20 protein-coding genes and 1 pseudogene are annotated in these 18,958 nt (G+C 36.3%); 9 read left to right on the forward strand and 12 right to left on the reverse strand.

All coding sequences use genetic code 11. From position 1 onward, the window contains the following. Nucleotides 1–28 precede the first annotated feature (28 nt). Genes U8526_RS05715 through U8526_RS05725 form a run of 3 tightly spaced genes read left to right on the forward strand, consistent with a single transcriptional unit; the run spans nucleotide 29 to nucleotide 3,291 of the window. Nucleotides 29–853, forward strand: a complete 825-nt coding sequence (locus U8526_RS05715) for a transketolase (protein ID WP_334341002.1) — start codon at nucleotides 29–31, stop codon at nucleotides 851–853. Next, nucleotides 853–1,797, forward strand: coding sequence for a transketolase family protein (locus U8526_RS05720; protein WP_334341003.1), 945 nt, complete (start codon nucleotides 853–855; stop codon nucleotides 1,795–1,797). Before U8526_RS05715 ends, U8526_RS05720 begins: the two co-directional genes overlap by 1 nt. An 18-nt stretch (nucleotides 1,798–1,815) precedes the next feature. Continuing rightward, complete coding sequence (locus tag U8526_RS05725) at nucleotides 1,816–3,291, forward strand: FGGY-family carbohydrate kinase (protein ID WP_334341004.1); 1,476 nt, start codon at nucleotides 1,816–1,818, stop codon at nucleotides 3,289–3,291. Between the two features lie 38 nt (nucleotides 3,292–3,329). Here the strand turns inward: U8526_RS05725 and U8526_RS05730 are convergent, their stop codons facing one another. The 3 genes from U8526_RS05730 to U8526_RS05740 form a co-directional block, all read right to left on the reverse strand. Continuing rightward, nucleotides 3,330–3,767 carry a GNAT family N-acetyltransferase gene (locus U8526_RS05730; protein WP_334341005.1) on the reverse strand — a complete coding sequence of 146 codons (438 nt, stop codon included), beginning with the start codon at nucleotides 3,765–3,767 and terminating at the stop codon, nucleotides 3,330–3,332. A 9-nt stretch (nucleotides 3,768–3,776) separates the two neighbouring features. After that, on the reverse strand, nucleotides 3,777–4,211 hold the full coding sequence (locus U8526_RS05735) for a MarR family winged helix-turn-helix transcriptional regulator (protein ID WP_334341006.1): 435 nt from the start codon (nucleotides 4,209–4,211) through the stop codon (nucleotides 3,777–3,779). A gap of 268 nt (nucleotides 4,212–4,479) precedes the next feature. Then, entirely contained in the window at nucleotides 4,480–4,857 is a 378-nt protein-coding gene (locus U8526_RS05740) for a hypothetical protein (protein ID WP_334341007.1), read from the reverse strand. A 96-nt stretch (nucleotides 4,858–4,953) separates the two neighbouring features. Here U8526_RS05740 and U8526_RS05745 point away from each other — a divergent pair. Together U8526_RS05745 and U8526_RS05750 are read left to right on the forward strand one after the other, a co-directional pair. After that, nucleotides 4,954–5,151, forward strand: a pseudogene (locus U8526_RS05745) (NUDIX domain-containing protein); the annotation flags it as partial. Between the two features lie 126 nt (nucleotides 5,152–5,277). After that, nucleotides 5,278–6,924, forward strand: coding sequence for an aryl-sulfate sulfotransferase (locus tag U8526_RS05750; RefSeq protein WP_334341008.1), 1,647 nt, complete (start codon nucleotides 5,278–5,280; stop codon nucleotides 6,922–6,924). A gap of 27 nt (nucleotides 6,925–6,951) precedes the next feature. Here the strand turns inward: U8526_RS05750 and U8526_RS05755 are convergent, their stop codons facing one another. Further along, nucleotides 6,952–7,770 (reverse strand): MurR/RpiR family transcriptional regulator, encoded by an 819-nt coding sequence (locus tag U8526_RS05755; RefSeq protein ID WP_334341009.1) that lies wholly within the window; start codon nucleotides 7,768–7,770, stop codon nucleotides 6,952–6,954. 763 nt (nucleotides 7,771–8,533) lie between these two features. Between U8526_RS05755 and U8526_RS05760 the strand changes: the two genes are divergently transcribed. From U8526_RS05760 to U8526_RS05770, 3 genes are read left to right on the forward strand one after another with little or no spacing between them, the layout of a single operon-like run. Next, the gene (locus U8526_RS05760; RefSeq protein ID WP_334341010.1) at nucleotides 8,534–9,223 is read left to right on the forward strand and encodes an N-acetylmannosamine-6-phosphate 2-epimerase; all 690 of its coding nucleotides are present in this window, start codon (nucleotides 8,534–8,536) and stop codon (nucleotides 9,221–9,223) included. Between the two features lie 19 nt (nucleotides 9,224–9,242). Then, nucleotides 9,243–10,751, forward strand: coding sequence for a PTS transporter subunit EIIC (locus tag U8526_RS05765; RefSeq protein ID WP_334341011.1), 1,509 nt, complete (start codon nucleotides 9,243–9,245; stop codon nucleotides 10,749–10,751). A gap of 11 nt (nucleotides 10,752–10,762) precedes the next feature. Then, complete coding sequence (locus U8526_RS05770; RefSeq protein ID WP_334341012.1) at nucleotides 10,763–11,260, forward strand: PTS sugar transporter subunit IIA; 498 nt, start codon at nucleotides 10,763–10,765, stop codon at nucleotides 11,258–11,260. Nucleotides 11,261–11,297: 37 nt separating this feature from the next. Here U8526_RS05770 and U8526_RS05775 read toward each other — a convergent pair whose 3' ends face one another. The 5 genes from U8526_RS05775 to U8526_RS05795 all read right to left on the reverse strand — a co-directional run bounded on the left by U8526_RS05775 (nucleotide 11,298) and on the right by U8526_RS05795 (nucleotide 15,252). Continuing rightward, on the reverse strand, nucleotides 11,298–11,750 hold the full coding sequence (locus tag U8526_RS05775) for a PTS sugar transporter subunit IIA (protein WP_334341013.1): 453 nt from the start codon (nucleotides 11,748–11,750) through the stop codon (nucleotides 11,298–11,300). A gap of 134 nt (nucleotides 11,751–11,884) precedes the next feature. Further along, entirely contained in the window at nucleotides 11,885–12,535 is a 651-nt protein-coding gene (locus U8526_RS05780) for an HAD hydrolase-like protein (RefSeq protein ID WP_334341014.1), read from the reverse strand. A 12-nt stretch (nucleotides 12,536–12,547) separates the two neighbouring features. After that, nucleotides 12,548–13,729: an MFS transporter gene (locus U8526_RS05785; RefSeq protein ID WP_334341015.1), complete on the reverse strand. Its 1,182-nt coding sequence runs from the start codon at nucleotides 13,727–13,729 to the stop codon at nucleotides 12,548–12,550. Between the two features lie 488 nt (nucleotides 13,730–14,217). Further along, complete coding sequence (locus U8526_RS05790; RefSeq protein ID WP_334341016.1) at nucleotides 14,218–14,769, reverse strand: TetR/AcrR family transcriptional regulator; 552 nt, start codon at nucleotides 14,767–14,769, stop codon at nucleotides 14,218–14,220. Nucleotides 14,770–14,778: 9 nt separating this feature from the next. Then, nucleotides 14,779–15,252 carry a nucleoside 2-deoxyribosyltransferase gene (locus U8526_RS05795; RefSeq protein ID WP_334341017.1) on the reverse strand — a complete coding sequence of 158 codons (474 nt, stop codon included), beginning with the start codon at nucleotides 15,250–15,252 and terminating at the stop codon, nucleotides 14,779–14,781. A gap of 413 nt (nucleotides 15,253–15,665) precedes the next feature. On the opposite strand from U8526_RS05795, the gene U8526_RS05800 reads away from it, so the two are divergent. Continuing rightward, entirely contained in the window at nucleotides 15,666–16,613 is a 948-nt protein-coding gene (locus U8526_RS05800) for an ADP-ribosylglycohydrolase family protein (RefSeq protein WP_334341018.1), read from the forward strand. Between the two features lie 39 nt (nucleotides 16,614–16,652). On the opposite strand, the gene U8526_RS05805 is transcribed toward U8526_RS05800, so the two are convergent. The 3 genes from U8526_RS05805 to U8526_RS05815 are packed head-to-tail and all read right to left on the reverse strand — an operon-like array spanning nucleotide 16,653 to nucleotide 18,822. Then, nucleotides 16,653–17,501 carry a transporter substrate-binding domain-containing protein gene (locus U8526_RS05805; RefSeq protein WP_334341019.1) on the reverse strand — a complete coding sequence of 283 codons (849 nt, stop codon included), beginning with the start codon at nucleotides 17,499–17,501 and terminating at the stop codon, nucleotides 16,653–16,655. Nucleotides 17,502–17,519: 18 nt separating this feature from the next. Next, nucleotides 17,520–18,158, reverse strand: a complete 639-nt coding sequence (locus U8526_RS05810) for an amino acid ABC transporter ATP-binding protein (protein ID WP_334341020.1) — start codon at nucleotides 18,156–18,158, stop codon at nucleotides 17,520–17,522. Between the two features lie 10 nt (nucleotides 18,159–18,168). Further along, complete coding sequence (locus U8526_RS05815; RefSeq protein ID WP_442886202.1) at nucleotides 18,169–18,822, reverse strand: amino acid ABC transporter permease; 654 nt, start codon at nucleotides 18,820–18,822, stop codon at nucleotides 18,169–18,171. Nucleotides 18,823–18,958: the final 136 nt, after the last annotated feature.

Consider the following 18,958-nt stretch of genomic DNA (forward strand, 5'->3'; position numbering starts at 1 on the left):
CTGAAATTGACTGTAAGGAGAAATTACTATGGATGTCGAACAACTAGAGAAAAAAGCTATTGAAATGAGAAAGGCAACGTGGGAAATGATTTATCGCGCCAAGACTGGACACACTGGCTCGGATCTTTCATGTACAGATATTTTAGTTGCCCTCTACTATAAGGTACTGAATCAAACTCCAGAGACTTTTAAGAATGAGGATCGTGATCGTTACATTCAATCAAAAGGGCATGCGGTAGAAATTCTTTTGAATGTTTTAGCTGATCGTGGATATTTCCCTAAAGAAGATCTTCTAACATATTCACAATTCAAGTCACCATATATTGGTCATCCCAATAATCACATTAAAGGAATTGAAATGAATACTGGTTCACTTGGCCATGGACTAGCTTTGAGTGTTGGAATTGCTAAAGCAGCTAAGATGGATGACAAAGATTATCATACCTATGTTTTGATGGGTGACGGCGAACAAGCTGAAGGTTCTGTTTGGGAAGCAGCAATGGCAGCCGGAAGTTTCAAACTTGATAATTTAACCGCTATTATTGATCACAACGGACTTCAAATTACCGGTAAGACTAAAGATGTTATGAACAGTGAACCTTTGAAAGCTAAATATGAAGCTTTTGGTTGGAACGTGATTGAAATTGATGGTAATGACATGTCGCAATTGGTTGATGCCTTTGACTTGAAACCAGTTCAACACAAGCCAACATTGATCTTAGCTGATACTGTTAAAGGCTGTGGCGTTTCATTTGCGGAAAACAAGGCTGAATGGCATCACAAGGTACCAACTGAAGAACAATACAAAGAAGCATTAGCTGCATTTGATAAAGAATTGGAGGAAAGAAAATAATGTCAGAAGAAAAAGCACGTAAAGTTGGAGAAGTAATTTGTGAACAATTAGTAGATGCTGGAAAGAAGGATTCTGATATTGTTGTCCTAACTAGTGATTCTAGAGGTTCAGGTTCTTTAGTTCCTTTTGCCGAAGAATTACCCAAACAAATTGTTGAAGTAGGTATCGCCGAACAGGATCTTGTTACGATCAGTGCCGGTTTAGCTCACAGTGGCAAACGTCCTTTTGCCGTATCCCCAGCCGCTTTCTTAACGATGAGAAGTATCGAACAAGTTAAAGTGGATGTTTCATATTCAAATACCAACGTTAAATTGTTAGGTATCAGTGGTGGTAATTCATACAGCGTTCTAGGCAGTACCCACCATTCACTACAAGATTTGGCAATCACCAGAGCTATTCCTAATTTGGAAGTTTACATGCCTTGTGATCAGTATCAAACAATTGGTTTGTTTAAGTATTTAGTTAAATCAGATAAACCGGCCTATATCAGAATTGGTAAGAAAGCTTTGAGCAATTGTTATAACAATCCTGAAGAAGCTTTTGTAAAACCAGGCAAGGCTAATGTTTTGAGAAATGGTAAGGACGTTGCTTTAGTAGCGATGGGTGAAACAGTTCCCGAAGCCTTGAAAGCTGCCGATTTGCTTGAAAAAGAAGGTATCAAGGCTACAGTGGTTGATTTAGTCAGCTTAAAGCCATTGGATACGGAATTATTGAGTAAAATCAGTAATGAGTTCTCAGATATTTATACAATCGAAGAACACAGTATTTATAACGGTATTGGTTCAGCTGTAGCTGAAGTAGTTGCTACATCTGGCAGTGCTAAACTACATATCCTCGGATTCCCAGATGCTCCTGCAATTGCTGGTACTCAAGATGAAGTCTTTGGTTATTACGGATTAGATGGTGCCGGAATTGCCAAAAATGTTGAAAAATCAATTTCTTAATTACGAGGAGAAATTATTATGAAGTATTTGTTGGGGATTGATCAGAGTACGCAAGGTACCAAAGTAGTTTTAGTCGATCAAGATGGTCAAATTTTGAGAAAAGTAACAAGAAATCATCAACAGATTATTAGTAAACAAGGTTGGGTCAGCCACAATCTACGTGAAATCTATCAAAATATTTTGTTCTTAGTTAGAAAGTTACTCGATGATCCTAAGGTGGATTCCACCAAGATTGTTGGGTTAGGAATCACCAATCAAAGAGAAACGGCCACCGCTTGGTCGAAATCAACTTGTGAACCACTGTCAGAATCAGTTGTTTGGCAATGTTCACGGGCGAAGGATATCTGTGCTCGAATCGAAAAAACAGGTGTTGGAAAAGCCGTCTATGAAAAAACAGGAATGCCGCTATCACCTTATTTCACAGCCGCTAAATTTACGTGGATGTTGGAGAATGTTCCAACCATTCAAGAGGCAGCCAAAAATGATGACCTATGTTTGGGCACAGTCGATAGTTGGTTGATCTATCAATTAACCAAAGGTCAAAGTTTTAAAACGGAACCTTCTAACGCTTGTAGAACACAGTTGATGAATTTAAATAGCGGTGATTGGGATGATGATCTACTTAAAATCTTCGGCTTGAAGAGATCATATCTAGCTAAAATTGTTGACTCAAATGATGAGTTTGGAATGACTGATTTTGAGGGGATTCTAGATCATCAAATTCCAATCTATGGAGTTTTAGGTGATTCGCAAGCTGCTTTATTTGGTCAAAGATGTATTGATTTTGGAGATGTTAAATCTACCTATGGAACAGGTTCATCTATCATGATGAATATTGGTTCTAAACCAGTTATGTCGTCAAATGGTTTGATAACTTCGGTTGCTTGGAGAATTAATGGTCAGTCAAATTATGTTTTGGAAGGTAATGTTAATTATTCAGGAGCAGTCATTAAATGGTTGAAAGACGATTTGGGTTTAATTGAACATAGTGCCGAAACTGAAGAAATGGCCTACCATGCTAATAAGAGTGACAAAACTTATTTAGTCCCAGCCTTTACCGGATTGGGTGCTCCTTATTGGAACGACAACGCTACAGGAACTATTGTCGGCATGACTCACAAAACACGTAAAAACGAAATTGTTAAAGCAGGTTTGGAGAGTATTGCTTATCAAATTAACGATATTTTGCAGCTGATGAAGAAGGATACTGGTGGTCAGATCAATCTTTTGAAAGTTGATGGTGGTGCCACATCGAATAATTATTTGATGCAATTTCAATGCGATTTGTTACAGGCAACTTTACAGATTCCGAATGTAGAAGAATTAAGTGTTTTGGGATCGGTCTTTTTAGCAGGATTACAATTAAACTTTTATGATGAAAAGATTTTGGAGAATGCCATCGAATATCGCAGCTTTGAACCTCAAATGGCAGTCGATGAATGTAATGAAAAAGTTGAGGGATGGCAGAAAGCTGTCTCATTAATAAATGTTTAAGCATAATAAAAAATCACTCAAATTGATGAGTGATTTTTTTAGCTGATCATTTCATGAGTCATCTTCAAATGAGGAGTGTGGTTAAAGAGGAATGGGGCACCTTGAGTTTGAAAGTGGAATTTTTGATAAAATTTCTCTACTTGAACTTGTGCTTCAATCTCGACTTCTTTATTAGGAAAATCTTTTTGAATAGTATCGAGAACATGTTTCATCAATTCATTGCCCAGACCTTTTCCACGATAAGCGGGATTAGTGAGTACACGACCGAAGGTGACATTTTCATCTTGCTTGAAAACTCTAGCATAAGCTACGATTTGACCATCCTCCATGTCGAAAACATGAATAGATTCAGGATCGTGTTCATCAACTTCTTGATAGACTCGATTTTGGTCAACTACGAAAACCTTTGTGCGTAAATATAAGATTTTGAATAATTCGTCGGTACTTAATTCGGAAAATGTTTTAGAATACCACATTAGAAAAGCCTACTTTCTATTGAATAATAATTTGTCTAGTACTTCTACGGCACTGAAAAATTCCTGTTGCTGTGGGGGAGTTAAATCAACTAATAGATCTTTGATCTGTTGATCAGAACTTTCATCTAATTGTTTGGCCAATTCAAGACCTTTGTCGGTTAGATGAATTTTTTTTGAGCGGAGATCAGTGGATGATTGTGATTTATAGAGTAATTCATTTTTTTCAAAACGTTTGAGGATTCGACTGGTGTAACTTTTGTCGAGATTTAGGTGGTTGGCGACTTCGATTGGCGTTTTATCTTGGTTGAAATAAATCTCTAAGATGACACGACCCTCGGTCCAACTGAGCGGTGTATCGAAAACTTTTTTGTTAAGGATGCCTAGTAGTTTTGTGTAGTCACGGTTGAAGCTACGGATTGAGGTGATCTCATTTTGGTTTAACAATTTAATAACCTCCTGTTTGAATTGAGAATAGTATAGCATAATAGTGGACTTTGTCCACTAGTTTATCAAAAAAATTCCAGTAACTAGTTTTTTTTATTAGTTACTGGAATGGTCTTTATGTAAATAACCATGGTTCTATGCTTTATAGTGGAAACGAGCTTCGCAGGGGCAACTCCTTTCGGTTAAGTCAACTATCTCTGCCGGCACTTCGTTGCCAACTGAGATAGTAGTCTTAATCCTCGGGAGCTGACCGCCCCTGCTCCGCTCTCTAGACTTCTGTAATTCGTCCTTCTACGTCTGCACGAATCATTTCATGATAAAAATCACTTTCAACGGGTGTTGTATGTGTGAAATCAACATCTGTAATAGCGGGGAAGGTTTCTAAATATGTTTTGTCATTTTTTTCTTGAGAACACATGATGATCATTTGGTCATCATCGATGTCTGTTGAAGATACTAATTCACAATCGTCGGGATGAAATTTTTCTTCGAGTTGTGTTGTTTGTCCATTTCCGACGTTTTGCATGAATTCGTTGTACATCTTCGTGTATTCTTTACCATTTGTGATGCCTAAGTCTTTAAACTTACCACCGGCCCAAACTTTTTTAACAATCTTGAAATAATCGTCTGATGAAATTTCTGCCATAATATTTACCCCTTGAATAAAAGTCTATTAGTTTTAATATTTGTTATGACTATTATAATAATACTTTCGATTCAATGATAGGGGAGGACTGAGTAAATGAGCGGTAAAACTTTTCATTTTGCTTTTGGATCTTACGGTATCATTCATAGATCTAAGGAGCTGTTAGTGATCAAAAAGAATGGCGGTCCATATATTAATCGTTATGATTTGCCTGGCGGTAGTTTGGACGAAGGGGAACCTTTGGATAATACGGTGATTAGAGAAGTTGCCGAAGAGACAGGGTTAAAGATTACAAAATCATAATTGGAAAGTTTTATCGTAGACTTTTCACAAAATCTTCAATAAATGTTGACGGAATGTCAACATTTTTTTTATATCGTAAAAAGGTTGAGAAATTATTTTTTTATTGAGGAGTAATAAATGAGGAGAAAGAAATTATTTTTATTGGGAATAATTCCACTAATATTGTTGATTTTGGTGGGATGTTCTAACAGTTCTAAAGATTCAGAAGTTTTATCGACTGCGCAGATTAAAAAGAATATTGGTTCTAAGTTGATTTCGACGAGAGAGGATGCTCAAAAGAAGTTAACTAAAAAATACCAAAGTGCAACTAAAAACAAATCGTATACGTTGAGTGATCCATACGTGAAAGTCAATCCCTACAAGGATTCACCGTTAACAGCTTTAGTTATTTTTAAAACTGATAAAGCTGCTAAAGTCAGTTATACCGTTACAGGTAAGACTGATAAAACAAGCATTACTAATCAGGTGAAAGGTTACCAAAAAACACATCAGGTTCCTATTGCTGGATTATATGCTGACTATAATAATACCGTCACGATGACGATAACCTATAAAGATGGCACTACCGAACAAAAAGTTTTACATCTACAAACCGAAGAGTTACCTAAATATATTAAGAATGCCAAAATCAAGGTTTCTAAAAATGACAAATCTAAAATGGATATTGGCGACAATAAATTAACTTTGATGAATCGAACAACTAAAGAACCATTTGCGATTGATTCCGATGGAGAAGTTAGATGGTATTCGACGAATTATTCGCAACACACAATTGAACAAACTAATGACGGACACTTTTTGATTTTGACTAAGAAAAATGTTGATTCAACTGTTTATAATGACTTGATTGAGACCGATGTATTAGGTCGTGTTTACCATGAATATAGTTTTAACAGTAAAGTGAAATCCAATGACAGTGGTAATGCCAAAGATGAGACAACAGTAATTCATCATGATCTTTTGGAGTTACCCAACAAGGATATTTTGGCAACTGTAAATGATGGTTCCAAGTATAAAGAAGATGTTATGGTCCAGATTTCGCATAAGACTGGGAAAATAGTTAAAGTGATCGATTTGAAGAAGATTTTACCTAGTTCAATGTACAAAGATTATAAAGCTGGTTCAGATGGTAAAGTTGACTGGTTCCATCAAAATGCTGTTGATTACGATAAGACTGATAACACAATCATGATTTCGGGACGTAATCAAGACATGATTATGAAATTAGATTATAAGACTAATAAAATCATTTGGATCTATAGTGGAAAATCCCAGAAGAGTTGGCCTAAGAAGTATCGCAGTAAATTGTTGACCCCAACGAAGGGAACAACGATAACCGGTGGACAGCATGGACTCTATCAATTAAGTAAAGATAAGAATGGCGAGAATATTTTACTTTATGACAATAATGTCGATGTTACTAATGGAAATAAAAAGACATCAGGTAAGTATTCTCAAGCTGTTCAATACCATATTGATACTAAGAAGATGACGATAGATCAAACGTGGGCCTATGGGAAATCTCTAGGTAAGACCAATTTCACAAATATTATTGGTTACGCTGAACGAGAGAGTAACGGCAATACGTTAGTTGATTTTGGTTATAAGAAGAATGGGTCCGAAAGCAATATTATTGAAGTCGATTCCGATGGTAATCAAGTATTCAATGTAACGGTCGAAAATGCTTCTTCCAAAGCTTATGTTTATCGAGCTTATCGATTAGAATTTTATCCACAAGGATATGTCTTTAATGTTAATAAATAAAAAAGTCGACCAGATGGTCGGCTTTTTTTAGTTATTCATTCGTTTATCCATAATTGAACGCAAGGCTTTTTCACGAAGAGAAACAGCATCCACACCGTTTTGTCTTTCATAACCACGAATTAAAACTTCACAAACATAAAGTTGCGATAGTTGACCGGCTAATGAACCACCGTTAAGGAATTCCTCAATTGAAGTTCGTAGCGTTATATCGCTAATTTGTGCAATAGAAGAAAGATTGTTGTTGGTAATTGAAATAACATGGGCGCCACTCTTTTTAGCTATTTGGAGTGAGTCGTAGGTATCTTTAGTTTCACCAGATAAAGAAATACCAATAACAAGATCGTTATTCGACATCATAGCAGCCATTTGTGATTGGAAGTGAGGATCAGTTTCAGCTTGCACAATCAATCCGATTCTCAACAGCATCTTTGAAAAATCTTTTCCAATCTCGCCACTATGTCCGACTCCAAAAATATAGAGTTTACGACAATTGGTGATTAATTGGATAGCCTTATTTAAATCATCAGGATTTATAAGCGAGGCAGTGTCCTTGATTGTTGTGATCAAACGGTCAGCAATATCATCGTAATAATCGTGACTGGAGTCAATATTATTTTCCTCTAACTCAGTTTTGGCTAAGTCAATTTTTAAGTCATTGAAACCAGAGAAACCTAATTTTCTTGAAAAACGTACTATTGTGGCATCACCCACAGAGACGTTTTTTTTGATAGTTTCCATTGTCCCATAAATAATGGATTTCTTATTATTCATAATATATTGGGCAATTTTCTTTTCTGACTTAGTTAATGTTTCATATTTATCTTTAATTAAATTATCAATATTCATTTTGAAAATTCTCCAATTATATTTCGGCTTTTGCTTAATTTGGTGGAGGATGCCCGTCGGTAGTAGAAAATCTGTGGGCCACTGGAACGTGGTGGACACGACTTAGAGCTAATAATTCCGCACTTTGTGCGCAATCATGGATCTCTAAGTTCGGTCTTCTACTAACCTTGCTTCGCAAGCTAAGTAAAATTTCACCACTTAGGGCCCACAGATTTTCCACTACCGACTGTATTTCTGGTTCTATTATTATTGGTCAGATTTGCAGTATTTGGAGATTCTCTAATTTCATGTAATCAACAAAGATTATGAATTCTAATTTAAATGAAGAACGATTTTAATTACGCGTATGAGTAATGTTTGGAAATCTCCCAGTGATACTATTTAGTATTTAAAAAATAGACAAGCAATAGAACAGGACATTAGTCCGGAGCAAAAATTGGGAATGCGCTCAGCTATGAAATCATTGTTACCGGCTTTGCCAGTTACAATGAGGCCGACTTTGGAAATCCATTATTTTGCACGAAGTGTAAAATGATGGATTTCCAAATCGTGCCCATAGCGTTCCAGCAGCATTCCCAATTTTTGTGGAGGACGGCAAATTAACCAAATTAAAGCAAAACCTGTATTCACTTGATAATTATACATTTTCTAGCAATTATTTAGAATCTTAAAAAAGAAAGGGTTTACAAATCTTAAATAATGTTTTATATTTCTTTCTGGAGAATATAATCCAAATTAATTAATTTTGGAGGAAAAATGAAGAATGAAAAAAGAAGATTTTGTAAAACAAATTAAGGGCGGTTTGATTGTTTCTTGCCAGGCACTTCCCGGGGAACCACTTTATACAGAGCAAGGAGGAATCATGCCACTAATGGCAGTTGCCGCTAAGCGAGCTGGTGCCGTTGGTATCAGAGCCAACTCAGTTCGTGATATTAAAGAGATCCAAGCAGCGGTTGATTTGCCCGTTATTGGAATTATCAAAAAGGATTATCTACCAGAAAAACCATTTATCACGGCCACAATGAAAGAAATTGATGAACTACACGAAACTGGAGTCGCAGTAATTGCTTTGGATTGTACTTTACGTAAACGTCACGATGGCAAAACAGTTTCTGAGTTTATTAAAGAAATTAAAGCTAAATATCCAGATCAATTATTGATGGCTGATACTTCAACGTTTGAAGAAGGCAAGAATGCTTATGAAGCTGGTGTTGATTTTGTGGGAACAACTTTGAGTGGCTATACCGAAGAAAGTAAAGAACAAGATGGTCCTGACATGGATTTGATCAAAGCCTATATCGATGCCAAGATGCCGGTAATTGCTGAAGGTAAAATTCACACTCCAGAACAGGCTAAAGCAATTCAAGATATGGGTGCAACTGGAATTGTAGTTGGTGGGGCAATTACAAGGCCAATGGAAATCGCACAAAGATTTATTTCAGCACTTAATTAAAAATAAGGGGTAAATAAAAATGTTTAAAAAATTCTCTCAGTTAGGAAGAGCCTTCATGCTACCGATAGCGATTTTACCGGCAGCTGGTCTTTTATTAGGTTTAGGTGGTGCGTTAACAAACGAAGCCGCTGTTAAGGCATATCCATTCTTATCAATGCCGTGGTTACAAACTATTTTGAAGATTATGAACTTTGCGGGTAGTGCCGTCTTTAACAACATTGCGTTAATATTTGCCATTGGTATTGCGGTCGGATTGGCGAATGGTGATAAAGGTACTGCTGGTTTGGCCGCTGGTGTTTCTTTCTTAGTTTATACAGCTACAATTGCCGGATTTATTCAAATGTTCTCGCCAAAGGGAACCACAATTGATACCGGTGTAGTTGGTTCAATCGTTATTGGTGGTATGGTTGCCTATCTTCACAACCGTTATCGTAAAATTGAATTGCCACAATTCTTAGGATTTTTCGGTGGTTCAAGATTTATTCCTATCATTACATCTTTTACAGCAATTTTTATCGGAGCATTATTCTTTATGATTTGGCCACCAATTCAAGGTTGGCTAGTAATAGTTGGTCATAACATTGCCAAAATGGGTAGTATTGGTACTTTCTTCTATGGCTTCTTACTTCGTTTACTAGGTGCCGTTGGTTTGCATCATACTATTTATCCATTATTCTGGTATACATCACTTGGTGGGACTGCATCTGTTGCAGGACATACCGTCGTTGGTGCACAAAATATTTTCTTTGCTCAATTAGCAGACGCTAATCACACTGGTTTATTTACATACGGAACACGTTTCTTTGCTGGTCGATTCGCCACTATGATGTTTGGTTTGCCAGCTGCAGCTTTAGCTATGTATCACTGTTTACCAAAGAAAAATAGAAAGAAAGATGGCGGACTTTACTTGAGTGGCGGTTTGACATCATTCTTAACAGGTATCACTGAACCACTTGAATATACTTTCTTATTCGTTGCTCCATGGCTCTATGTGATTCACGCCTTTCTAGATGGATTATCATTCTATTTTGCAGATATTCTTAATATCAGAATTGGTAACTCTTTCTCAGGTGGATTAATTGATTACTTACTATTTGGTGTTTTACAAGGTAAAGATAAAACTAATTGGCCTACTGTACTTTGGTTTGGATTGATTTGGGCTGTCGTTTACTATGTAGTCTTTAGATTCTGTATTTCAAAATTTCATGTAGCAATTCCTGGTATGGAGGACGACGATACACCTTCTTCAACTACTGAATCAGCTGCTGACAAAAACTCTAGTTTGCATGATCAGTCACAACAAATTATTGGCGCATTAGGTGGAGCTGAAAATATTCAAAGCGTTGAAGCCTGCGCTACTAGATTACGTATTGCTGTTGACGATAATACTAAAGTTGATAAAAAAGTATTGAAAGATTTAGGTGCCACAGCCGTCTTAGATGTGAGTGGTGGCTTGCAAGCTGTTTATGGTGGAAAAGCTGATCTATACAGTCAAGAAATTAATGGTATTTTAGGAACCGATGAATAGAGGTAAAGTAAATGGGACTATTTGGATTTGGAAAGAAAAAACTTACTGAAACAATTTATGCTCCAGTAAGCGGGAAGTTACAAACTTTAGAAAATGTCAGTGATCCAGTTTTTGCACAGAAGTTAATGGGGGACGGATTTGGAGTTGTACCAACTCAAGAAGATATTTATTCTCCAGTAGAAGGTACAGTTACTTCAGTTTTTAAAACTAAGCATGCTTTAGGATTAAAGACACCAAACGGATTAGAAGTTATGGTTCATATGGGATTGGACACGGTAGAACTTAACGGTAAACCATTTGAAATTTTAGTAGGAGAAGGAGACAAGGTTAAGGCTCAAACTCCAATTGCTAAAATGGATCTAGAACAAGTGAAGGCTGCCAATAAAGATACTGTAGTTCTAACGATTATAACTAATACGGCAGATAAACTTGATAAAGCTGATTTGTCTGTAACAAATAATTCGGATTTGAAAGTTGGTACAGAAGTACTCGCAGCAACGCTTAAATAGAATAGCAACAAAAAAGCCGACCGTTTGGTCGACTTTTTTAGTCTGTAAATGATTGATTAAATTTGTTCAATTCGGAATCATTGAATCTGATATCATCCAGTTTGTCAGCATTTTCGTTAACTTTGTCAGCAATATGATTCTTCAATTGATCGGCATCTTCTTGACCAGCACCATCAGGCAATACACCAACGATCATGTAGTCAACAGGAACCTTGTCATTGCCCCAAGCAATAGGATCTTTGAAAGTTAAAGTCATTGAATGGGCCTTATGTTTCTTGTCACTAGTAACGAACATATAAACGACACGATTATTTAGAATAGTAGGTTCCTGAGCAGCACTAGCAAATAAACTACTTTGAACCGTTTGTGCGTCCAAACCGAACTCATCGGCAGTCTTTTCAGCGGCCAGTTTCAAGGCACCCAATTGATTGTTATCCTTTAATTCGATGTTAGCAGTAGTATGGTTTTTTCTAAAAATTTTGAATAGCATAATATTATATCTCCTCTGTTTTATTTAACGAAGGAGCTTCGACATGTCTCACTCTCTTTACAATTATTATGTTACTTTATCGAACCCGTTTCATATCAAGGGAAAAGCTCAAAATTTTTGAAAAAGTTTAATAGCTACATTGCTCGAATTTCCGAAGGTATTTCAGTTGGATCTTCTAGAATTGATTCAGCGCCGGCATCACGGAGTTCAGCGTAATCTCCAAATCCATATGTGATACCTAAAGTGTGGACATTATTAGCAATTCCACCTTGAACATCGGTTGAACGATCACCAATGATAACAGATTCGCTAGCAGAAGCATTGGCACTTTCAAGAGCATATTTGAGGATATCCGCTTTGGTTGAACGAGTGACTTCATCTTCTGAAGCACCATAAAGTCCAGTGAAATACTTATCTAACTTTAAATAAGTGATTAATTTTTTGATGAGTGATTCAGTTTTAGCAGATGAAATGTAGAGCTGATAACCATCATCTTGTAAAGCAGCCAGAACGTCAGCAATTTGTGGATAAAGTGTCAATTGATAAAGGCCTTTATTTTTATAATATTCATCATAAGCGGCAATAGCTTCTGAGAAACGTTCCTTAGGAAGGTCAGGATAGTATTTGCCAAAACTTTCAGTAATAGCAGGGCCAATAAATTTTTGGTAAGTATCGGCGCCTAAATCAGTGATATTCAGTTTTTTAGCCATATACTGAAGGGCTTTGATAGTTCCAACTTGCGTATCGGCAATTGTGCCATCGAAATCGAAAAAGATATATTTCATAATATTAAATCCTCATTCCTTAATTGGTTTGTGACGTGCAATAAAAATTCCTGATAATGTCAGTAAAATTGATAATAAAATTAAAATAATAATTATTAGGCTCCATGACTGCGTTGTGCTCTCTAAGAAACCAAAGAGCGTGGGACCGATTGCGGCCAATAAGTAACCAGCAGATTGTGCCATTCCGGAAACCTCAGCGGTTTGGATAGGATTGGTCGTTTTTTCAGTGAAGAAAACTACAGCCATGTTGAAAGCTAGACCAGATCCAAATCCAGTCACGACGGTGACAATGATTAGAAAAACTAAATTACTAGTGGAAATCAAGTATCCTAGTGGGGCTATAGCGTAACCAATGAAAAGCATGGTTAAAAGTTTTTTGAGACCGCCTTTTCTAACTGAAAGAAAGGGAACGATGAAGGAGCAAGGTAGGCCACTCAACTGTAATAGTGTTAGTAAATTACTAGCCGTGATACTGGCGAGACCGTTACTTTCAAGAATTGATGGTAACCAAGTGATGAAGGAATAGTAAACAATGGATTGGAGTCCAAAGAAAGCTGTAATCAGCCAACCCAAGGATTGATTCCAAACACTACGATAGTTTTTTGACTCAGTCTGTTGGCCACTGTCTCTTTGATTATTTTTAAGATTAGGAAGCCAAAAGACAGTTGCGATGATTCCCATAATTGAAAGTAAACTTAAAGTCATTTGTAGACTAGTTTTAGTAATCAAAATGCCTGACAAAGCTGTCCCAATAGCGCCAATCAATAACATCGAAAGAGTATATAAACTAGTCCCCAAAGGAATTTCGTTTGGCATCCGGTCTTTAATGATAGCTGGAACTAAGACATTACCACTATCAATTCCGATTCCAACTAGAAAAGTCCCAAACAATAAAGCAGCGATAGTTGGAACGATACGTAAGTAACTACCGATAATTAATAGTAGAAAGAAGATAAAAATCGTCAGCTCGTTGCCCAATTTTTTAGCGACTTTAACAATTATTGGTGAGAGAACAGCAAAAGTTATCAGTGGAATAGAGGTGATCAAACCAGCCATAGATTTAGGCAGTCCCAACTGACTTTCAATTGTTTTGATCAATGGAGGGATGATCATGATTGGCAAACGTAAGTTAGCAGCAATCAACATCATACTTAATAGGAAATATTTTTTAGATTTGGTATTGGCAGTTTGCATCAGATTTTCCCCCTCGAAATAAACACAATATTATCATTCTAAAACAGAAAAAGAATTGTGCCAACATTAGACACAATTCTTTATTGTAGATTCTTACTAGATTGGGGAATGTGCTTAAATTCCCGTCCTCCACAAAAATTGGGAATGCTGTTGGAACGCTATGGGCGCGATTCGGAGCTAATTATTTTACACTTCGTACAAAATAATGGATCTTCGAAGTCGGCCTCATTGTAACCGGCAAAGCCGGTAACAATGATTTCATAGCTGAACTCATTCCCAATTTTTGCTCCGGACTAAAGAGTACTTCTATTATTTTGTTTGAAGTAAAGTATTTAATCTTTAAATTGCGTTTAAATCAAAAGAGGCACCCACATAGCCGACGTAGGTGCTTCCTTTATTATTTATATTTGGATATTAGTTAAAAATGCAGAGAATTACAAAATTTTTAGTAGATGTTATTTTTGCTACTTAACACTACAACCGCATTCTCACTTCGACCATTTAGCAAAGATGCCTTCAGTAAAGTCGATAAATTTCTCGTAGGAAACGTTGAAATCATTATCTTCTAGGTACTCTACTAAACCGATTAAGCCACCAACGATGAAACTGATCATCAACTCTGGAGTATCGGAATTAGTTATCATTTTTATCAATGGATCATTTTGACTTTCGGGATCCTTGCTTTTTGCTTTGACAATATCTCGTAGAATACTTCTGAATTCAGGATAAAGGTTAGCTTTAGTTTGATATTGTGGAGAAATATGATGCATGAATTTAGCATTCTTTTCCATAAAATCAGCAATTTGGGAAACAATTGTTTTGGCGTTAGAAGTATTATTCAATAAATCATCTAATAAATATGAAAAGACAGAGTGCAATAGGGAGTATTTGTCGTTGAAGTAACGGTAGAAAGTACTGTGGTTGATCAAAGCCTCATCACAGATATCGCCAACAGTGATCTTTTCGAATGGTTTCTTTTGAAGTAGAGAAATCATCGCTGTGATAATTGATTTTTCTGTTCTTTTTGTTACTTGTGACATATTTCCCTCCTAAAGTACCTTTACATTTTCATATCTTGTCATTAATTTATTGAAGTCATAATCTTTAATTTGTTTGATACTTTCGGCTCCGTTAAAGAATGCTGTTAAACTACCGGCAAGCATTAAGTTAAGAGGTTCGTCTTCAACATTTCTGACACCGATAACAGGAACATTATTGGCTACTGCATAACCGCATTCCCACATTGTACCAGAGTCTGGTTCTAGTTCGTTTTCTTCTATTTTATAATCTAGCATTGCTACGACAACGTCAGAATTATTGATGTTATTGATATCATGTTTATAGACGGCTGTTTGCCATTCAAATGAGCCAAACTCGGCTGCAGTGTATTCATCGTCTCCGGGTCTAAATACATCACCAATTGTAGGATTGGCCTCTAGTAATTTTTGTATTTCATTTAAACGTTTAATTTGATTTTCACTAAAGAAAGGTCCAGCCAAATATACTCGATTTGTCTTATTCATGGTTAAGTCGATAACTCCTTTGTGTTTATAGTTTAATTATACTTAAATATTTGCTTAATAAGTGAAAAATAATATTGAGATTAAATATTTTTGAAGTTAAAATGTAGTTTAATCAAAAAACGAGGAAATATTATTGATATTTTTTTCAGAAAAAACCTTTTCATAGTGGAGATTAGATGATATAACGAAGATGGCACGGAGGAATGATACTTATGGATAAAAATGGATTGCGAAAAATTCATGATGATAAGAGAAAGGTCAGCATGCTAGCAGTATTTGGCATTTTCCTGGCGTTTATTTTATTGATCTTTTAGGATTATACGTGCTATAGATGGGATAGAAACTCTAAAATATAAATGATAACTGAGACTGAATTTATTTTGGTCCCAGTTTTTTTGACCGGAGATGCAATTATGGAAGCTAATCTAATAAAAAATATTTTGTATGCAGGTATTGTGGGTGATGCTTTGGGTGTTCCCGTGGAATTCAAGAAACGTGATACTTATTATCTTGACTCAATGATTTCTGGTGGAACTTGGGAACAAGAAGCTGGCAGTTGGTCAGATGATACTTCTTTTACTTTACCTTTAGTAGAGAGTTTAACTGAAAAAAGCGATTATGAAGCTCTGATGCAAAAATTTGAGAACTATATGTTTCACAATGAGTACACACCTAAGGGAGTAGCCTTTGGAATTGGAGCTACTTGTGCAAAAGCTGTGCGTAATTGGTCGATCAATCATTATCCAGCATTGGAATGTGGTGATCCGAGTGAATATGCTAATGGCAATGGCGCTTTAATGAGATTGGCACCTTTAGCTATCTATTTACAGAAGGAATCCAGTTTAGAAAAGCGTCTAGAGTTAACCAAAAATTATACTAGTTTAACTCATCGTCATCCAAGAGCCATTATGGGAAGCTACATTTATTTAGAAATTTTACATGGATTGTTGAATGATAAAGCTTTATCTGAGGTTTTGAGCGAGTTGCCAAAACAGTTAGAGCATGCGTTGCAAAATAAGCCTGGGGAATGGTCAGAATTTATCTATTATAAGGATATTTTCACACCGGGTTTCAAAAATGTTAGTCGTGATAATATCAAGTCAACTGGTTATGATGTCGATACCTTGTTAGCCTGCGTTTGGAGTGTTTTAAACTCTAATTCGATCGATGAGGCTATTCTATTGGCCGTAAATTTAGGTGAAGATACTGATACGGTTGCAAGTATTACTGGGACTTTGTCTAGTTGTGTTTATCAAAAACAACAAGTTGATCCGAAATGGGTAGCACAATTACAGAACAAAGAACTAATAGATAGCATTATTGATCCATTTGTGAAGAAGAATTCTGATCGAAAATTCTGATTAATAAAAAAGCTGATCAAATTTAATTGGTCAGCTTTTTTACTTTGGCTCGATTAAGGAATTATCGGAATTCCCAAACCATTTCTTATTTATCTTTTGAAGTTCTCCTGTATTGGCGAGGTGTTGTAGGCCGTTATCGATTTTTTTCTTAAGGGTCTTATCACCTTTACGCATACCAACGGCGAAATCTTCTCCTGTGAATCCGCCACGAGTTATTCGATAAGATGCGGGATCTTTTTCTTTACTGATGTAGTAGCCGGCATAGACACTGTCGATCAGTAGACCTTGGATTCTTTGATCATCTAAATCCATTAAGGCATTGTTGAAAGAATCGTAAAGGACAGGGGTTCTATTCTTGATATAATTCTTCAATTTAGTGGGATGTTCATCTAAGAGGCTGGCACCAGAAGAGCTGGTTTGAACGCCTAGAATTTTATTTTGCATATCTTTAAATGAAGTGATGTTCTCGTTTGTTTTGGTAACTAGAACCTGTTGATTAGCCATATAGGGACGTGAAAAGGCCAACTGCTTCTTTCTAGCAGGAGTGATAGTGTAGCCGTTCCAAATCAAATCGATGGTTTGATTACGTAACTCAGTTTCTTTCATATTCCAGTCGATTGGTTGAAAGTCGGCTTTAATACCATACTGTTTAAAAACAGCTTTGGCTAAATCAATATCGTAACCAACTAGTTTTCCGTTCTTTTCACGAAAGCCCATCGGTACAAAGGTATCGTCTAAACCAATAATGACACGTCCACGTTTCTTGATGTGATTCCAAGTGTCCGTAGTGTTGGCTTCTTGAGCAACTGATTTTTTGTTGTCGCTACAACCACTTAATCCTAAGGCAAGTAAGAATAATGCCATGAATATTAATAATTTTTTCTTCATATTTACTCCCCTTCGTGATTAGTTATTGATAGGTTTAACTTCGAGCAATTGATCAGCAATCTTTTTGGCAAAATCGGGATCATGGGTGATGACGATTTGTGTGATACCAGTTTTTTTCAAATCTAAAATTACTTGGGCAACTGTGTCACGCAAACTAGGATCAAGTGCTGAAGTTGGTTCGTCGTAACAAAGAATTTGTGGTTGCATGGCTAAAGCTCTGGCGATGGCAACACGTTGTTTTTGACCGCCTGATAATTCAAAAGGATATTGATTTTTCAAAGAAGTAAGTCCTAATTGTTCCAAAAGTTTATCCACATTTTTTTGCACAGTGGCTTTGTCTTGTTTCAAAACTAATTTAGGAGCCAAGGAAATATTTTCCATAACTGAAAGATGAGGGAAGAGATTGAAGTCTTGGAAGACAACGCCAATGATGCGTTCTTTAACTGACTCATCGAAAGGATCAAAAGGCTTATCGTTGAGTATGAAAGTTCCAGAATCAACTTTTTCCAAACCGGCGATACAACGTAGTAGAGTTGTTTTACCAGCACCACTAGGGCCAACAATGCTGAGAATTGAGTTGTCTTTAACTTCAAGATTTAAATTATCTAAGATGGTTTTACCATCAAAACTTTTAGTGATATTTTCTAATTTCAACATAATTTTTCTCCTAACGGTAATAACTGAAACGTTTTTCTAAGACCTTCAAAATCCAAGTACAGATCAGGGTCAACAACAGGTAAATGATTCCGACCAATACTAATGGCAAGAGTGTGACATCCCTTGAACTAGCAATATTACCAGCACGAAGCAAGTCGCCTAAACCGATAACATAAACTAAAGATGAATCCTTAACTAGATTGATTACTTCGTTACCAATTGATGGCAGCACGATTTTAACTACTTGTGGAATAATAATTTTTCTTAATGTTTGCCAATAATTAAGACCTAGAACTTTAGCTCCTTCAAATTGTCCCTTGCTGACGGTGCTGAAGCCACCACGGAATATTTCGGCGAAGTAGGCTGTATAGTTGAGAATGAAGGCGAATAATGCGGCATCATATCTTTCGAAAACGATATGAACGAATGGCATGTTTGGTAGGCCGTAGAAAACAAAAATTAATTGTAGTAACAAAGGTGTTCCACGCATAACCCAGATATAGAAAGAAACCAACCAACTCAGTGGCTTGAATTTCGAACTACGTCCAAGTGAAACAAGAACTCCTAGTGGCAATGAACAGATCAATGTCCAAAAGAAAACTTTTAAAGTCATGGCTGTACCGCTTAAAAGCGATGGTAAAATTTCAAAAATATAATTCATCATAATCTTTTTCCCCTTTAACTAAAGACACAAAAAAACGTCCTTCAGCAAATTTGCTAAAGGACGTTTTTAACGTGGTTCCACCTTAATTTGTTAATAGCTCACGATATTAACCTCAAGAAGTTATTGTCACTAAATA

The sequence above is a fragment of the Companilactobacillus sp. HBUAS56275 genome (genome assembly GCF_036913655.1).
GTDB lineage: Bacteria > Bacillota > Bacilli > Lactobacillales > Lactobacillaceae > Companilactobacillus > Companilactobacillus pullicola.

Excerpts from the sequence above, each read along its gene's own strand:
- U8526_RS05750 (WP_334341008.1), top strand. The coding sequence starts at position 5,278 with ATGAGGAGAAAGAAATTATTTTTATTGGGAATAATTCCACTAATATTG.
- U8526_RS05725 (WP_334341004.1), top strand. The coding sequence starts at position 1,816 with ATGAAGTATTTGTTGGGGATTGATCAGAGTACGCAAGGTACCAAAGTA.
- U8526_RS05720 (WP_334341003.1), top strand. The coding sequence starts at position 853 with ATGTCAGAAGAAAAAGCACGTAAAGTTGGAGAAGTAATTTGTGAACAA.
- U8526_RS05800 (WP_334341018.1), top strand. The coding sequence starts at position 15,666 with ATGGAAGCTAATCTAATAAAAAATATTTTGTATGCAGGTATTGTGGGT.
- U8526_RS05765 (WP_334341011.1), top strand. The coding sequence starts at position 9,243 with ATGTTTAAAAAATTCTCTCAGTTAGGAAGAGCCTTCATGCTACCGATA.
- U8526_RS05785 (WP_334341015.1), bottom strand. The coding sequence starts at position 13,729 with ATGCAAACTGCCAATACCAAATCTAAAAAATATTTCCTATTAAGTATG.
- U8526_RS05805 (WP_334341019.1), bottom strand. The coding sequence starts at position 17,501 with ATGAAGAAAAAATTATTAATATTCATGGCATTATTCTTACTTGCCTTA.
- U8526_RS05760 (WP_334341010.1), top strand. The coding sequence starts at position 8,534 with ATGAAAAAAGAAGATTTTGTAAAACAAATTAAGGGCGGTTTGATTGTT.
- U8526_RS05815 (WP_442886202.1), bottom strand. The coding sequence starts at position 18,822 with ATGATGAATTATATTTTTGAAATTTTACCATCGCTTTTAAGCGGTACA.
- U8526_RS05770 (WP_334341012.1), top strand. The coding sequence starts at position 10,763 with ATGGGACTATTTGGATTTGGAAAGAAAAAACTTACTGAAACAATTTAT.
- U8526_RS05740 (WP_334341007.1), bottom strand. The coding sequence starts at position 4,857 with ATGGCAGAAATTTCATCAGACGATTATTTCAAGATTGTTAAAAAAGTT.
- U8526_RS05715 (WP_334341002.1), top strand. The coding sequence starts at position 29 with ATGGATGTCGAACAACTAGAGAAAAAAGCTATTGAAATGAGAAAGGCA.
- U8526_RS05795 (WP_334341017.1), bottom strand. The coding sequence starts at position 15,252 with ATGAATAAGACAAATCGAGTATATTTGGCTGGACCTTTCTTTAGTGAA.
- U8526_RS05730 (WP_334341005.1), bottom strand. The coding sequence starts at position 3,767 with ATGTGGTATTCTAAAACATTTTCCGAATTAAGTACCGACGAATTATTC.
- U8526_RS05810 (WP_334341020.1), bottom strand. The coding sequence starts at position 18,158 with ATGTTGAAATTAGAAAATATCACTAAAAGTTTTGATGGTAAAACCATC.
- U8526_RS05755 (WP_334341009.1), bottom strand. The coding sequence starts at position 7,770 with ATGAATATTGATAATTTAATTAAAGATAAATATGAAACATTAACTAAG.
- U8526_RS05775 (WP_334341013.1), bottom strand. The coding sequence starts at position 11,750 with ATGCTATTCAAAATTTTTAGAAAAAACCATACTACTGCTAACATCGAA.
- U8526_RS05780 (WP_334341014.1), bottom strand. The coding sequence starts at position 12,535 with ATGAAATATATCTTTTTCGATTTCGATGGCACAATTGCCGATACGCAA.
- U8526_RS05790 (WP_334341016.1), bottom strand. The coding sequence starts at position 14,769 with ATGTCACAAGTAACAAAAAGAACAGAAAAATCAATTATCACAGCGATG.